This is a genomic window from Pseudomonas sp. fls2-241-TYG-175 (genome assembly GCF_030209155.1).
In the GTDB taxonomy this organism is placed as follows: domain Bacteria; phylum Pseudomonadota; class Gammaproteobacteria; order Pseudomonadales; family Pseudomonadaceae; genus Aquipseudomonas; species Aquipseudomonas viridiflava.
Genome location: NZ_JARVSO010000010.1, coordinates 25,170 through 41,366, shown reverse-complemented (window position 1 = coordinate 41,366; position 16,197 = coordinate 25,170). Strand labels below are relative to the sequence as shown.

At 61.3% G+C, this 16,197-nt stretch carries 11 protein-coding genes; 4 read left to right on the top strand and 7 right to left on the bottom strand.

The window, feature by feature from the left end; translation table 11 throughout:
• Window positions 1-156: 156 nt before the first annotated feature.
• Both smc and QRN20_RS09010 read right to left on the bottom strand, forming a co-directional pair.
• On the bottom strand, window positions 157-3,645 hold the full coding sequence (gene smc / locus QRN20_RS09015) for a chromosome segregation protein SMC (protein ID WP_285360205.1): 3,489 nt from the start codon (window positions 3,643-3,645) through the stop codon (window positions 157-159).
• A 4-nt stretch (window positions 3,646-3,649) separates the two neighbouring features.
• A complete protein-coding gene (locus QRN20_RS09010; RefSeq protein ID WP_057410986.1) occupies window positions 3,650-4,309 on the bottom strand; it encodes a GntR family transcriptional regulator in 660 nt (219 codons plus the stop codon).
• A 273-nt stretch (window positions 4,310-4,582) separates the two neighbouring features.
• Here QRN20_RS09010 and xdhA point away from each other — a divergent pair, with 273 nt between their 5' ends.
• The 4 genes from xdhA to guaD are packed head-to-tail and all read left to right on the top strand — an operon-like array spanning window position 4,583 to window position 10,597.
• Window positions 4,583-6,037: a xanthine dehydrogenase small subunit gene (gene xdhA, locus QRN20_RS09005; RefSeq protein ID WP_122606444.1), complete on the top strand. Its 1,455-nt coding sequence runs from the start codon at window positions 4,583-4,585 to the stop codon at window positions 6,035-6,037.
• Complete coding sequence (gene xdhB / locus QRN20_RS09000; RefSeq protein WP_122410234.1) at window positions 6,030-8,399, top strand: xanthine dehydrogenase molybdopterin binding subunit; 2,370 nt, start codon at window positions 6,030-6,032, stop codon at window positions 8,397-8,399. Before xdhA ends, xdhB begins: the two co-directional genes overlap by 8 nt.
• Window positions 8,400-8,436: 37 nt before the next feature.
• Complete coding sequence (gene xdhC, locus QRN20_RS08995; RefSeq protein ID WP_285360202.1) at window positions 8,437-9,276, top strand: xanthine dehydrogenase accessory protein XdhC; 840 nt, start codon at window positions 8,437-8,439, stop codon at window positions 9,274-9,276.
• Window positions 9,277-9,283: 7 nt separating this feature from the next.
• Window positions 9,284-10,597: a guanine deaminase gene (guaD, locus tag QRN20_RS08990; RefSeq protein ID WP_285360201.1), complete on the top strand. Its 1,314-nt coding sequence runs from the start codon at window positions 9,284-9,286 to the stop codon at window positions 10,595-10,597.
• 326 nt (window positions 10,598-10,923) lie between these two features.
• Here guaD and astE read toward each other — a convergent pair whose 3' ends face one another.
• Genes astE through astA form a run of 5 tightly spaced genes read right to left on the bottom strand, consistent with a single transcriptional unit; the run spans window position 10,924 to window position 16,192 of the window.
• Entirely contained in the window at window positions 10,924-11,937 is a 1,014-nt protein-coding gene (gene astE, locus QRN20_RS08985) for a succinylglutamate desuccinylase (protein ID WP_029244292.1), read from the bottom strand.
• A 21-nt stretch (window positions 11,938-11,958) separates the two neighbouring features.
• Window positions 11,959-12,246 carry a topoisomerase II gene (locus tag QRN20_RS08980; protein WP_122409208.1) on the bottom strand — a complete coding sequence of 96 codons (288 nt, stop codon included), beginning with the start codon at window positions 12,244-12,246 and terminating at the stop codon, window positions 11,959-11,961.
• Window positions 12,247-12,305: 59 nt separating this feature from the next.
• Entirely contained in the window at window positions 12,306-13,652 is a 1,347-nt protein-coding gene (gene astB / locus QRN20_RS08975) for an N-succinylarginine dihydrolase (protein ID WP_122606442.1), read from the bottom strand.
• Window positions 13,653-13,700: 48 nt separating this feature from the next.
• Entirely contained in the window at window positions 13,701-15,170 is a 1,470-nt protein-coding gene (gene astD, locus QRN20_RS08970) for a succinylglutamate-semialdehyde dehydrogenase (RefSeq protein ID WP_205929345.1), read from the bottom strand.
• Window positions 15,167-16,192 carry an arginine N-succinyltransferase gene (gene astA, locus QRN20_RS08965; protein ID WP_029244295.1) on the bottom strand — a complete coding sequence of 342 codons (1,026 nt, stop codon included), beginning with the start codon at window positions 16,190-16,192 and terminating at the stop codon, window positions 15,167-15,169. The genes astD and astA overlap by 4 nt, the downstream gene beginning before the upstream one ends.
• Window positions 16,193-16,197 lie beyond the last annotated feature (5 nt).

Below are 16,197 nucleotides of genomic sequence, written 5' to 3'. Positions count from 1 at the left end.
CGGAAAAATAAAAAGTAGCCGCTAAACTAGCACGACCAAAGGTAACTTTACACCGTCTGTTACACCTCTTTGGTGCGCAAATTGATATCTACCGCACGACCGTCACACTTTCAGGCATCCACAAACCGTTTTCCCCGGAAAATCACAGGTCCCGACCTAGGCATCCACCAGCGCCATGGCCTCTTCCACATCCACCGCAACCAGCCGCGAACAGCCTGGCTCATGCATGGTGACACCCATCAGTTGATCAGCCATTTCCATGGCGATCTTGTTGTGGGTGATATAGATGAATTGTACGGTTTGTGACATTTCCTTCACGAGCCGGGCATATCGACCGACGTTGGCATCGTCCAGTGGTGCATCGACCTCGTCGAGCATGCAGAACGGTGCCGGATTGAGTTTGAAAATGGCAAAAACCAATGCCAGTGCAGTTAGTGCCTTTTCCCCGCCGGACAGCAAATGAATGGTGCTGTTCTTCTTGCCGGGGGGACGCGCCATGATTGTTACCCCTGTATCGAGTAAATCTTCGCCCGTCAGTTCCAAATAAGCGGAGCCGCCACCGAAAACTTTTGGGAAAAGTGCCTGAATTCCGCTATTTATCTGATCGAAGGTCTCTTTGAAGCGATTTCGCGTCTCCTTGTCGATCTTGCGGATCACGTTCTCGAGCGTCTCCAGCGCCTCCACCAGATCGGCGTCCTGGGCATCCAGATAGCGCTTGCGCTCGGACTGCTGCTGGTACTCGTCGATGGCCGCCAGGTTGATCGCGCCGAGGCGCTGAATACGGCCGGCAAGACTTTCCAGTTGCAGCTCGGCGGCCTGTTCGCTGGCTTCCGGGGTCAGCGTGGCGAGGACGCCGTGCAGGTCGTAGCCGTCTTCATGCAACTGGTCCTGCAAGGCCTTGCGACGTACTGTCAGGGCCTGCCATTCCAGGCGCTGCTGTTCGAGCTGACCCCGCAGCAACTGCGATTGCTGTTCAGCCTGGGTGCGGCGCTTCTCGGCGTCACGCAGTTCGCGGTCAGCGTCTTCCAGCGCGTTCTTGGCGATGCGCATCTCGTCATCGACCACCATGCGCCGCTCAAGCAATTCTTCCAGCTTAAGCCGCAGTTCTTCCAGCGGCGCCTCACCCTCTTCCAGGTTGAGGCTCAATTGCTCGCGCTTTTCCGTCAAGCGCTCTGACTGCATCTGCAGACGTTCAAGCGCCTGACGTGTCGAGTCATGTTGCGCCTTGAGTGACCCCAGACGCACCGCCAGTTGATGGCTGCGGTCCTTGTGCAGGCGGGCTTCCTGACGCACACGGTCAAGCCGCTCGCGCAGGCTGTAACGCTGGGCCTGCAGCACTTCGCGCTGTTCGGTATCCAGCGCCATGGCGTCGAGCGCGTCCTGCAGTTCCAGACGTGACTCACCCAGATGCTCATGTTCAAGTGCGCGCTGCTCGCCCAGCTCGGCCAGCTCTTCATCCAGACGGGTACGGCGCAGAGTCAGCTGTTCGACCTTGGCCCTGGCTGCCGACAGCTGCGCCTTGAGCTCGCTCTGCTGACGCGTCTCGTCCTGCACGCGACGGCGCAGTTGCTCTCTTGATTCTTCCTGTTGCGATTGCTGCTCGCGCAGGCTCAACAGTTGTTCTTCCAAAGCAGCCAGCGTCGCTTCGCGTTCGTCACGCTCCAGACCGAGCTGCTGCAATTCCTGACCGCGGGCCAGCACGCCGCTCTGCGCTTCGCTGGCACGTCTTACCCGCAGGAAGTGACGTCCGACCCAGTAGCCGTCGCGACTGATCAGGCTCTGCCCCGCCGCCAGTTGACCACGCCGGGCGAGCGCCTCGTCCAGGTCGTTGACCGGGATCACCTGCCCCAGCCAGGCCGACAGGTCGATATCGCTTTCAACTTTGTCGAGCAGACTGCCTGCGACGCGCTGGGTATCGGCCCCAGCGCTCAGCAGGCGCAGATCGCCCTGCTGGAAGTTCGCCACGTCCAGCCCGTCGAAGTCATCGACCAGTACGGCCTGCAAATCAGCGCCAAGCACCGTTTCGACGGCCATTTCCCAACCGGCGTCTACCTTGAGGCTTTCCGCCAGACGCGGGCGCTGATCCAGGTGCTGATCGCGCAGCCATTCGGCGGTGCCGGTGTCAGGGTCGAGGGCGGCCTGTTGCAGGGCTTCCAGCGAAGCCAGTCGGCCATTGAGGCGCTGCAACTCGCCTTGCGCCTGCTGCTGGTCCTGATTGGCGCGCTGCAAGGCTTCGCGCAATTGTTCAAGACGCTCGACTGCCTGCTCTTCGCCCATGTGCAGTTCTTCGAGGGTCATGTCACGGGTGGCGAGGTCTTCGCTCAGTTCCAGAATCGCCGCGTCTTCAGGGTCGGCAGCCAGCAACTGACGCTCTTCGCCCAGACGCCGCTGGCGCTCGGCCAGCCGCTCCATGCTCTGCTCCAACTGCTGGATGCGCGATTGCTGAACCTGAGCCTGACGCTGCGGCTCGGCGGACTGCTGATTGAACACATCCCACTTTTCCTGCCAGCCGTGCATGGCGGCTTCGGCGTCTTCCAGGGCGATGGCCGATTCTTCGGCGGCCGCGCTGGTCATCTCCTGCTCGGGCTCGAGCATCTCCAGCTCTTCGCTGAGCGTGGCCAGCAGCGTGGTGTCGTGCCCCAGGTGCGATTCGGTTTCCTGGCGGGCGCGCTCGGCTTCGCGCAAGTCGTCCTGCAACTGACGCAAACGCTGCTGGCCGTGCTGAATGCTTTGCTCGACGCGGGCGATGTCGCCGCCCACCGAATAGAAGCGCCCCTGCACCAGATTGAAGCGTTCGGAGAGGTCGTGATGGCCGTCACGCAATCGTTCGATGCTGGCATCGGCACTGCGCTGATCAGCGACCAGTGCTTCAAAGCCGACTTCCTGACCACCGATCACGGCTTCGCGCTGACCCACCTGTTCGTTCAACGCCTGCCAACGCAACGCCGACAACTGCGCCTTGAGTTGGCGTTCTTCGGTCTTGTATTCCTGATACTTCTCGGCCGCCTGGGCCTGACGATGCAAACGCTCGAGCTGGCGCTCCAGCTCTTCGCGCAGGTCGGTCAGGCGCGCCAGGTTCTCGTGGGTACGGCGGATGCGGTTCTCGGTTTCACGGCGGCGTTCCTTGTACTTGGAAATGCCCGCCGCTTCCTCGATAAAGTTGCGCAGATCCTCGGGCTTGGCTTCGATCAGCTTGGAGATCATGCCCTGCTCGATGATCGAGTAGCTGCGTGGCCCCAGGCCAGTCCCAAGGAAGATGTCGGTGATGTCACGACGACGGCATTTGGTGCCGTTGAGGTAATAGCTGTTCTGGCTGTCGCGGGTCACTTTGCGGCGAATGGAAATTTCCGCATAGGCAGCGTATTCGCCCACCAGTGTGCCGTCGGAGTTGTCGAACACCAGCTCGATGCTGGCCTGACTGACCGGCTTGCGACTGGTCGAACCGTTGAAGATGACGTCGGTCATCGACTCGCCGCGCAGGTTCTTGGCCGAACTTTCGCCCATGACCCAGCGCACGGCGTCGATGATGTTGGATTTTCCGCAACCATTGGGGCCGACAACGGCCGCCATGTTGCTGGGGAAGTTCACCGTGGTGGGGTCGACGAAGGATTTGAACCCCGCCAGCTTGATGCACTTCAGACGCATGGGGTCAGCCTGCCGTCAATGCAGCGAGCACCAGCTGACAACTGCGCTGGCCATAGTTGATGAGCACCACACGAATCTGCGCCAGATCGCGCGCAACGACGGCTTCAAGCAATTGCCCGAACAGTTCGAGGTAATCGCTCATCTCCGCCTTGCGCTGCTCGAGGGCCAGGAAATAGCTGCGACTCATGGACGGCTGCAGATTCTCGATGGTTTCCTCCAGATACGGGTTATTGGCGAATGGATACGCCGCGCGCATGACATTGAAACTTTCTTCGACGAATGCCTTCACGTCCTGGCTCTCCAGGCTGGCCCGAAGACGCTCCTGGATGGCCACAAACGGCGCAAGGTCCGCCTCGGTCTTCCAGTGCTCGGCCACGGCATTGGCCTGCAGAATGTACAGCTCACTCATCAGCGTGCACAGACTGGTGACATTGTGGGCATTGAGCACCGTGACCTGCGCACCACGACGCGGCAGGATTGCCACCAGATGGCGGCGCTCCAGAATCAGCAATGCTTCGCGCACGGAACCACGGCTGACGTTCAACGCCTGCGTGACCTTTTGCTCCTGAATCCGCTCTCCAGGCTTGAGTTCACCGCGGATGATCCGTTCTGCAAGGTGATGGGCTATCTGCTCAGCGAGGCTGTCCGGTGCCTTGAACGTCATGAGTATCCTTCAAAAACCAGTTCTTCGTACAAGAGGCGGAGTGTATCGCAACCCAAGGGCATGGCGCAGGGCCACATTCCTCGAATCTGGCACGAAACACGCAAAACCTCGACCATTGCCTGACAGGCAATTCAACAGGTGTGACGTTTTTGATCGGCAGAGGTGCCGAAAACCTGATTTCCTGACCCGAAAGTCAGAAACAAATTGACCCAATAAACAAAGCTGATAGATTCATCGACATGTCCGATGGAAGCCAATTGAGGGCATTACGCCGTGATTCAGTTCCTTTTGAACCAAGAGCTAAAGACCGAGCGAACCCTCGATCCGAACATGACCGTGCTGACCTACCTGCGCGAGCAGGCACACAAGCCCGGCACCAAGGAAGGGTGCGCCAGCGGTGACTGCGGCGCCTGCACCGTTGTGGTGGGAGAGCTGCAAACCGACGTAACGGGCGAGCAACAGCTGCGCTATCGCAGCCTCAATTCATGCCTGACGTTCGTGGCTTCGCTGCACGGCAAGCAGTTGATCAGCGTAGAGGACCTCAAACACCAGGGCCGCCTGCACAGCGTGCAGCAGGCCATGGTCGAGTGCCACGGCTCGCAATGCGGCTTCTGCACACCGGGTTTCGTGATGTCGCTGTTTGCCCTGCAGAAGAACAGCGATCAGGCCGATGCGCATCAGGCCCACGAAGCACTGGCTGGCAACCTGTGTCGTTGCACGGGTTATCGCCCGATTCTGGCCGCTGCCGAACAGGCGTGCGGGCAGCGTGAGCCCGATCAGTTCGACCAGCGTCAGGCGCAGACCATCGAGCGCTTGCGCGCCATCACCCCGCAGCAGACCGGCGAGCTGAACGACGGTGAAAAACGCTGTCTGATCCCGCTGACCGTAGCCGACCTCGCGGACCTGTACGACGCAAACCCTCAGGCTCGCCTGTTGGCGGGCGGCACCGACCTGGCACTGGAAGTTACCCAGTTTCACAAGCCACTGCCGGTGATGATCTACGTGGGGCACATCGAGGCGATGAAGCGCGTCGAGCGTTTCGAAGATCGCCTGGAAATCGGTGCCGCCACGCCGCTGACCGATTGTTATGCCGCGCTGGAAGCCGAGTACCCCGACTTCGGCGAACTGCTGCAACGCTTCGCGTCGTTGCAGATTCGCAATCAGGGCACGCTGGGGGGCAATATCGGCAACGCTTCACCCATCGGCGACGCCCCGCCACTGCTGATCGCCCTTGGCGCGCAGATCGTGCTGCGCAAAGGCGACACCCAGCGCACGCTGGCGCTGGAAGATTACTTCATCGATTACAAGGTCACGGCGCGCCAGGAAAGCGAGTTCATTGAAAAAATCATCGTGCCGACTGCCAATGCCCGTCAGGTGTTCAAGGCCTATAAAGTCTCCAAGCGGCTGGACGACGATATCTCCGCCGTCTGCGCCGCGTTCCGCCTGCAGATCAGCGACGGTGTCATCGAAGAGGCGCGTGTTGCATTCGGCGGCATGGCTGCGATTCCGAAACGTGCATCAGCCTGCGAGCAGGCATTGATGGGTCAGCGCTGGAACAGCGAAACCGTTGAGCACGCCTGCGCTGCGCTGGGTGACGATTTCACGCCGCTGTCGGACTTTCGCGCCAGCAAGGAATACCGTCTGCTGAGCGCCCGCAACCTGCTGCGCAAGTGCTTCATCGAGTTGCAGACGCCTCATACACCAACGCGGGTGACTCACTATGTCTGATCACGCCCCGCAAAAGACTCAGGCCGAAATGGCCGATCTCTTTCAACAGGGAATCACCACCGGCGCAGGGCGCAGCGTCAAACATGACAGCGCCGACAAACATGTGTCCGGCGAGGCCGTTTACATCGACGACCGGCTGGAATTCCCCAATCAGTTGCACGTCTATGCGCGGCTTTCGGATCGTGCGCATGCACGCATCATCAGCATCGACACTGCGCCGTGTCATGCCATTGAAGGCGTGCGGATCGTCATCACTCATGAGGACATCCCCGGCCTGAAAGACATCGGTCCGCTGCTGCCTGGCGATCCGCTGCTGGCCATCGACAAGGTCGAGTTCGTCGGTCAGCCGGTGCTGGCCGTGGCTGCACGTGATCTGGACACCGCCCGCAAGGCCGCGATGGCCGCCGTGATCGAGTACGAAGACCTCGAACCGGTACTGGATGTGGTGCAGGCCCTGCGCCAGAAGCATTTTGTGCTCGACAGCCACACCCACAAGCGCGGCGATTCGGCGACCGCGCTGCAAGGCGCGACCCACCGCCTGCAAGGCAGCCTGCACATCGGTGGGCAGGAGCATTTCTATCTGGAGACACAGATCGCCTCGGTGATGCCCACCGAAGATGGCGGCATGATCGTCTACAGCTCGACCCAGAACCCTACCGAAATCCAGAAACTGGTCGCCGAAGTGCTGGACGTTCCGATGAACCGGATCGTGGTCGACATGCGGCGTATGGGCGGCGGCTTTGGCGGCAAGGAAACTCAGGCGGCCAGCCCTGCGTGCCTGTGCGCCGTGGTGGCGCGCCTCACCGGCCAGCCGACCAAGATGCGCCTGCAACGTGTCGAAGACATGATCATGACCGGCAAGCGCCACCCGTTCTACATCGAGTACGACGTGGGTTTCGATGACAACGGTCGCCTCCAGGGCATCGAGCTGGATCTGGCTGGCAACTGCGGTTATTCGCCTGACTTGTCGGCCTCCATCGTCGACCGCGCCATGTTTCACGCCGACAACGCCTATTACCTGGGCGAAGCGACGATCAACGGCCATCGCTGCAAGACCCACACGGCGTCCAACACTGCCTATCGTGGCTTCGGCGGCCCACAAGGCATGGTCGCCATTGAGGAGGTCATGGATTGCATCGCCCGCTACCTGGGCAAGGACCCGCTGGCGGTGCGCAAGGCCAACTATTACGGCAAGACCGAGCGCAACGTCACCCACTATTACCAGACGGTCGAGCACAACCTGCTGGAAGAAATGACCGCCGATCTTGAGCAGAGCTGCGAGTACGCCGAGCGCCGTGAAGCGATTCGCGCGTTCAACGCCAGCAGCCCGATTCTGAAGAAAGGCCTGGCGCTGACCCCGGTCAAGTTCGGCATTTCGTTTACCGCCAGCTTTCTCAATCAGGCCGGTGCGTTGATCCACATCTACACCGACGGCAGCATTCACCTGAACCACGGCGGCACCGAGATGGGCCAGGGCCTCAACGTCAAGGTCGCGCAGGTGGTGGCCGAGGTGTTTCAGGTGGATATCGAGCGCATCCAGATTACTGCCACCAATACCGACAAGGTGCCCAATACCTCGCCCACTGCTGCGTCCAGCGGCACCGACCTCAACGGCAAGGCCGCGCAGAACGCGGCTGAAATCCTCAGGCAGCGACTGGTCGAGTTTGCCGCGAAACATTTCAAGATCGAGGAAAGCCAGGTCGAGTTTCGCAATGGCCATGTGCGGGCTGGCGAGACGCTGCTGTCGTTCGCAGAGCTGGCTCAATTGGCGTGGATGGGTCAGGTTTCGCTGTCCAGCACCGGCTATTACAAGACACCGAAGATTTTCTATGACCGCAGCCAGGCGCGGGGGCGGCCGTTCTACTACTTCGCCTTTGGCGCGGCTTGCGCGGAAGTGATCGTCGACACGCTGACGGGCGAATACAAGATGCTGCGCACCGACATCCTGCATGACGTCGGCGCCTCGCTGAACCCGGCCATCGACATCGGTCAGGTCGAAGGCGGCTACATTCAGGGAGCGGGCTGGCTGACCACCGAAGAGCTGGTGTGGAACGCCAAGGGCAAACTGCTGACCACAGGACCCGCCTCGTACAAGATTCCCGCCGTGGCCGACATGCCACTGGACCTGCGGGTCAAACTGGTGGAAAACCGCAAGAACCCTGAAGACACGGTATTCCACTCCAAGGCCGTGGGCGAACCGCCGTTCATGCTGGGCATTGCCGCGTGGTGCGCGATCAAGGACGCTGTGGCCAGTCTGGGCGACTACCGCCACCAACCCCGCATCGACGCGCCCGCCACGCCAGAGAAAGTGTTGTGGGGCTGCGAGCAGATGCGCGAGCTGGGGAAAACCGCATGCCTGTGATCCCTACTGATCGTTCCTCACGCTCCGTGGTGCAGCCATGAATAACTGGATAAGCGCCCTCGCCGAACTGCAGACCCGTGGCGAGCCTGGGATTCTGGTGACGATCATCGAGGAGTTGGGTTCGACGCCGCGCAATGCCGGTTCGAAGATGGTGGTCAGTGCCGAGCGGATTCACGACACCATCGGTGGCGGGCATCTGGAATACAAGGCCATGGAGATCGCCCGCGAAATGCTCGCCAGCGGCACACGGCAGACCCGGCTGGAGCGCTTCAACCTGGGCGCGAGCCTGGGCCAATGCTGCGGCGGCGTGAACGTGCTGCTGTTCGAGCCCATGGGCGAGCCGGTCGCGCAGATTGCCGTATTCGGCGCCGGGCATGTGGGCCGCGCGCTGGTGCCGCTGCTGGCCAGCCTGCCCTGCCGCGTACGCTGGATCGATTCCCGCGAGAACGAATTCCCGGAATCGATGCCTGATGGCGTCGTAAAGATCATCAACGACGAACCGGTCGATGAAGTCGCGAATCTGCCTGCAGGCAGTTACTGCATCGTCATGACCCACAACCATCAGCTCGACCTTGAATTGACCGCCGCCATCCTCAAGCGTGGCGATTTCGGCTACTTCGGCCTGATCGGTTCGCGCACCAAGCGGGTCAAGTTCGAATACCGGCTGCGTGAACGCGGTTTCGAACCCGGCCTGCTGCAACGCATGCGCTGCCCGATGGGGCTCGCTGAAGTGAAAGGCAAGCTGCCCATTGAAATCGCCGTGTCCATCGCCGCCGAGGTCATCGCCACCTACAACGCAGACTTCGGCCAGCAAAGCGCCAACACCCAACCTATCGCCAAACTGCTGCCCGCCTCGCGTCGCAGCAGGTCGTCATGAGATGCCCATGAGTTCAGTTACGTCCCGTAAAGCCTATCGCGCCGCCATCATCCACAGCATCGCCGACCCTGCCGAAGTCGGGTCTGACGCGTCCTTCGAGTATTTTGCAGACGGCCTGATGCAGATCGAAAACGGCAGGATCACTGCCATCGGCCACGCCAAGGATTTACTGGCAACGCTGGATGACGGTGTCGAGCTGATCGAATACCCGGACGCCCTCATCACCCCAGGATTCATCGACACCCACATCCACCTGCCGCAGACCGGCATGATCGGTGCGTATGGCGAGCAACTGCTGGACTGGCTCAACACTTACACCTTCCCCTGCGAGCGCCAGTTCGCCGATCCTGAGCATTCGGCGCAGGTCGCGGATATCTTCATCAAAGAACTGCTGCGCAACGGCACCACGACGGCGCTGGTATTCGGCAGCGTGCACAAGGAGTCGGTCGAGGCGTTCTTCAGCGCCGCGCAACAGCTCAACCTGCGCATGATTGCGGGCAAGGTGATGATGGACCGCAACGCGCCGGACTATCTGGTGGACACCCCCGAGTCAGGCTACGCCGACAGCAAGGCGCTGATCGAGCGCTGGCATGGGCAAGGTCGTTTGAGCTACGCCGTTACCCCGCGCTTCGCCCCGACCAGCAGCCCCGAGCAACTGGCGCTGGCGGGCAAACTGCTGCAGGAATACCCCGGCCTGTACATGCAGACCCACATCAGTGAAAACCTGCAGGAAGTCGAATGGGTCAAGGCGCTGTTCCCGGAGCGCAAGCACTACCTGGACGTCTACGACCACTTCAACCTGCTGAGCGAACGCTCGGTGTTTGCCCACGGCGTGCACCTGTGCGACGCGCAGTGCGCGCGACTGGCAGAAACCGGCTCGGCCATCGCCTTCTGCCCTACCTCGAACCTGTTTCTGGGCAGCGGCCTGTTCAACCTGCCGATGACCGAGAAGCACAAGGTCAACGTGGGTCTGGGCACCGATGTCGGGGGCGGCACCAGCTTTTCGATCCTGCAGACGCTGAACGAGGCGTACAAGGTCATGCAGATGCAGGGCGCACGGTTGAGTCCGCTCAAGTCGCTGTACCTCGCCACACTCGGTGGTGCACGGGCGCTGCGCCTGGAGGACAAGGTCGGCAGCTTCAAGGTCGGCAACGAAGCGGATTTCGTGGTGCTGGACTACAACGCCACGCCGCTGCTGTCCTACCGCTTGAAGCAGGCGAAGGACATTGAAGAGATTCTGTTCGTGCTGATGACCCTCGGCGATGACAGGACCGTCAAGGAAACCTGGTCGGCGGGTGAACGGGTGCATGTGCGGGGGTGAATGCAACCTGTGGGAGGCCCCACCACGTCTTCGACGTAGCGCTGTCGCGCAGCAAACTAGGTGGGAGCGGACTTGTCCGCGAATGCAGTATTTCAGCCACCGCATATGCGTCGGATGTACTGGCCTTTTCGCGGACAAGTCCGCTCCCACAAAATCCAGTTTCTTCAGTGGTTTACAGGTTGTTTGATAAGAGGCGGCTTGCCGGCGAAGCGTTTTTTCAGGCCACGCGGCTGTGACTGGCCTGACGCCATCGCCGGCAAGCCGCCTCCCACACTATAGAGTTCATTCAGCGAGGCAGGCTTTGCCCACCGGAGTTTGAACGCCTGTCAGGCCAGCCCCAACCCTTCCACTGCCACCGGCACCACCAGAATCCCCGCCCGCAAACCGTTCTTCACCTTCGGGTTCGGGAAGATGATCCGCGCGCCCTCTTCCTGCACCACCCAGCGTGAATCACTCACGTCTTCCGCAAGCACAAAGCCTTTTTTCAGCGGCGAGAAGTTCTCCACGTCATCGGCCAGATGAAACTTGAAAGCGTCGCTGCGCTTGATCACTTCCCGCGCCACGCTGAACAGTTGCAGGCCGTCGAGCGATTCATCCGGCTCCGGTTCGGTGCCTTCGATCAGTTGCTCCAGGCTTTCGCGCAAGGGACCAAGGTTGACCTGCTGGTTCTGACCGAACGGCCGGGCCTTGCCCAGTTCCAGGGTGAAGGCTTCGACACCCAGCTGATCGTAGGTGTAGGCGCTGAACACGATCGACGGCTTGTTCTGCAACAGCACCGCGCTCATGCCTGCGGCGCGCAATCGGGCCAGTTCGCGGCGTGAATGCTTGCGGCCTTCTTTCCAGGGATACAGCGCAAACTGCTCGATCTTCGAACCACGGATCGCGGTGTGCAGGTCGTAATGCAGGCGGTAGCGGTCCGGCAGCTTGAAGAAGCTGGCCGCCAGCCGCTCGAGCTCACAGGCCCGCAAGGCCTCGGAACCGCCGCTTTGTTCGTGACGGCCGTTGAACAGCCGGTTGACGTCCTGCTCGACGAAGCGTGTGCCGCGGCGCATGGCCTCGGGGTTGCCGAACAGGAACAGAATACGTGCGCGTGGTTTCAGGTCGCCACGCGCAATGCTGCGGATCAGTTGATCCAGCAGCTCGATGGGGGCTGTCTCGTTGCCGTGGATACCGGCTGACAGCAGCAGGTCAGTGCCGTTGTCACGAGCCTCGGGCGGGCGAACTTCCAGCGCCCCCTCGCCCAGCCAGCGCATGCGCACGCCTTCGACGGTCAGTTGAGTCTTTTCCGCCGGCTCACGTCCGGCCAGGGTCAAATCAAGCAGTTTGCCGAGAGCGAGCATGGCGCTTCCTTACGGGTTGTTTCAGTGGTTGCAGTCAGGACCGTGCACATGGCCGTCTTCTTCGGCGCCCATGTCGGCCGGCTCCATTTCCAACTGCAGGCTGACCAGATTGGTGGCCAATGGACGCAGCAGCAGGTTGGCGTATTCGGCGTCGCCTTCTTCGACGTCAACGCCGATCAGCAGCTGGCCACGGCCGTCCTGCTGAATCCACAATTCCTTGCCCTGCCAGATGACGGCAACGCGGGTGCAGGAGGTTTCCAGCTGGGTGCCATCGGTGTCTTCGAGGATTAACTGCAGGGCGTCGCTCATGTTCGGAATGCTCTTGAAAGGGAAAATCATGCGTCGGGCCATGGCTCGGCGCGCAGGTTTCAAACGAGTTGAAAAGGATAAACGGCACCCAGTTTAAGGATTTGCGTCAGTTCATCCAATGCCGTTCGGCATTCGGTCAGCAATCGGGGATCGGCCAGATCGTTTTCGCTCATGCGGTCACGGTAGTGCCTGTCGACCCATTGCTTCAGGGTTTCGTACAGCGGCGCGGTCATGATCACGCCGGGATTGACGGCCGCCAGCTCGGTTTCATTGAGCGCCACCCGCAAGCGCAGGCAGGCCGGACCACCGCCGTTCTGCATGCTCTGCTTTAGGTCGAACACCTTCACTTCGGCCACCGGACTGTCATCCATGATCAGGCGTTGCAGGTAGTTCCAGACGCTGCTGTTGGCCTGACATTCCTGCGGCACGATCAGCAGCATCGAGCCGTCAGGGCGCGACAGCAACTGACTGTTGAACAGGTAAGAGCGCACCGCATCGGACACCGAGACCTCGGCACGTGGCACGCAGATCGCCGTTAACTGGCCGCCAACCCGCGCAAGTTTCTCGCGCAGTTCGTCCAGCATCGAGTCAGTGTGGAGGAATGCGTCCTCGTGGTAGAACAGCACCTCGCCATTACCCACTGCAATCACGTCATTGTGGAACACGCCCTGATCGATCACCGACGGATTCTGCTGGCCGTAGACCACACCTTCATCGCTCAGACCGTGCAGACGGGCAACGGCTTTCGAGGCTTCCAGTGTCTGCCGGGCCGGGTATTTCTGTGGCGCGGGATAGCGGGTGTCAAAGGCGCTGCGCCCGAACACGAAAAACTCCACACCCGCCTCGCCATAGTCCCGGCAAAACCGCGTGTGGTTCGCCGCGCCCTCGTCACCGAACTGGGCGACGGCAGGCAAGGCAGCGTGATGGGCGAAGTGCCGAGAATCGGCGAACATCGCGCCCAGTACGCGGCTGGTGGTCGGATGCTCGATGCTGCGGTGGTACTTGCAATTGAGGTTGGCGGCAGTGAAGTGCACAAGGCGGTCGGCTGTATCGGCACTCGGGCTGACAGTCGCGGCATTGGCGACCCACATGCTCGACGCCGAGCAACTGGCGACCAGCAACGGCATGTCCTGCCGTGCGGCCTTCTCGATCACCTGTTCGTCGGAGCCAGTGAAACCCAGTTGACGCAGGCCCGCCACGTCAGGCCGTTCCTGCGGTGCGAGCACACCCTGGGTGAACCCCAAATCCATGAGCGCCTTCATCTTGGCCAGCCCCTGCAAGGCTGCTTCACGCGGGTTCGAGCATTGCTGGCTGTTGCTCTGGGACGCGACGTTACCGTAGGACAACCCGCCGTAGTTGTGGGTAGGCCCGACCAGACCGTCAAAATTCACTTCACAGGATTTCATCGGCAAGGCTCCGTGGATCTGTTTTTATAAGCAATCGTTCGCGCACTGTCAGCTCAGCCTGATGCCCGGAGTCAGCGTGGTCGGCAGCGTCAGGCTGCCGGTTTCAAGGGATGCCACAGGATACGCGCAGTAATCGGCGGCGTAATAGGCGCTGGCGCGATGATTGCCCGACGCACCCACACCACCGAATGGCGCGCTGCTGGCTGCACCGGTCAACTGCTTGTTCCAGTTGACGATACCGGCGCGGCTTTCCAGCCAGAACTGCTGATAGCGCGCTTCGGAGTCCGACAGCAGACCGGCTGCAAGGCCGTAGTGCGTGTCGTTGGCTTCGGCAATGGCCGCATCGAAATCGGCGTAGCGAATCACCTGCAACAGTGGGCCGAACAACTCTTCGTCGGAACGCTCGCTGACTGCCGTCACATCGATGATGCCGGGGGTCAGCAAGGCAGACTGGGCCAGCGGCTGACGCATTTCAAGCAGCGACACGGCGCCCTTGGCCAGCAGGATGCGCTGGGCGTCCAGGAGGCCAAGCGCGGCGTCCAGCGAAATCACCGAGCCCATGAACGGGGCAGGCTGCTGATCGAACGAGCCGACTTCGATGGTTTCGCTGACAGCCACCAGACGGGCCAGAAAGGCGTCGCCCCATTCGCCCTGCGGCACCAGCAGCCTGCGTGCACAGGTGCAACGCTGACCGGCGGAAATGAACGCCGACTGGATCACGGTGTACACCGCAGCGTCCACGTCCTGGACCTCATCGACCACCAGCGGATTGTTGCCGCCCATCTCCAGAGCGAGAATCTTGTCCGGACGGCCTGCAAACTGCTGATGCAACGCATTGCCAGTGCGACTGGAACCGGTGAAGAACAGCCCGTCGATACCCGGATTGGCGGCCAGCGCGATGCCGGTTTCACGATCACCCTGCAGCAGGTTGAGCACACCGGCTGGCAGCCCGGCTTCGATCCAGCATTTGACGGTCAGCTCGGCGACTTTCGGGGTCAGTTCACTGGGCTTGAACAGCACGGTATTACCGGCCAGCAGCGCAGGCACGATGTGACCGTTGGGCAAGTGGCCGGGGAAATTGTAAGGACCGAATACGGCAACCACACCGTGCGGCTTGTGGCGCAGCACCGCAGTGGCGTCGCCCAGCGGGCCGCTTTTTTCGCCGGTGCGCTCGCGATAGCTCTGTACCGAAATCGCGACCTTGTTGACCATGGTGGTTACTTCGGTAGCCGACTCCCACAGCGGCTTGCCGGTTTCTTCACCGATACAGCGCGCCAGATCGTCAGCGTGATGTTTCAGACGTGCAGCGAAGGCTTCAAGCACGTCGATACGCTCCTGCAGTGAACGCCGCGCCCAGCCCGGAAAGGCCTGTCGCGCAGCCTGCACCGCCAGATCGACCTGCCCGGCCGTCGCGCCCTGACCGGCCCAGAGCACCTGCTGGGTCACCGGGTTCAGCGACGTGATGGTCTCACCCTGCCCGGCCTGCCAGGCACCTGCGATATACAACGTACTCATCAGACTCCCTCCCGCGCCGCCGACAGCGGCACAGCCCGCACGTTGTCGCCAGCACTCATGCGCAGGCGTTTGGCGGTCATCGGATCGACCACCAGGGTGCCTGCGGCAAAGCGCGCCGGTCCGACCGTGATGCGGCATTCCTCGCGCTTGCGGTTGTAGATCAGAAATTGTGGCGCATCGTCGCCCGGCGTGCCGATGGCCAGCACCAGCGCCTGACTGTCGTGTACCGCCCGGATCTTGCCGGTTTCGCATTCGATAGCCGGCCCGGCGTCGAAGATGTCGACGTAGCCCTGATAACTGAAGCCTTCAGCCTTGAGCATGGTCAACGCGGGCTCGGTGTCAGCGTGTACACGGCCGATTACGTTGCGGGCATCTTCGGACAGAAAACAGGTGTACAGTGGAAACTTGGGCATCAGTTCGGCGATGAACGCCTTGTTGCCGACACCGGTCAGGTAATCGGCCTGGCTGAATTCCATCTTGAAGAAGTGTCGGCCCAGGCTTTCCCAGAACGGCGAACGTCCGTTCTCGTCGGACATGCCGCGCATTTCGGCGATGATCTTGTTGCCGAACAATTTCGGAAACTCGGCAATGAACAGCATGCGCGCCTTGGACAGCAGGCGGCCGTTGAGGCCATTGCGGGCGTCGCTGCGCAGGAAAAGGGAACACAGTTCCGAGTTGCCGGTCAGGTCGTTGGCCAGAAACAGCGTCGGAATCTCGCGATAGATGTTCAGTTCCTGCGACGCGCTGACGGTCAGGCCGACCCGGTAGTTGTACCAGGGCTCACGCAGGCCGACGGCACCGGCAATGGCCGAGATACCCACCACGCGTCCTTCATCGTCTTCGAGCACGAACAGGTAGTCCGCGTCGCCCCGCTCGGCTTCGCCGCGAAAGGTCTTTTCAGCCCAGCCAACACGATGCGCCAGGCGCTGCTCGTTGGCTGGCAGGGTCGTCAGACCGGCACCGGTGCTGCGCGCCAATTCGATCAGCGCGGGCAGATCACTGCTGCGTACGGGACGAACGATCATGTTAT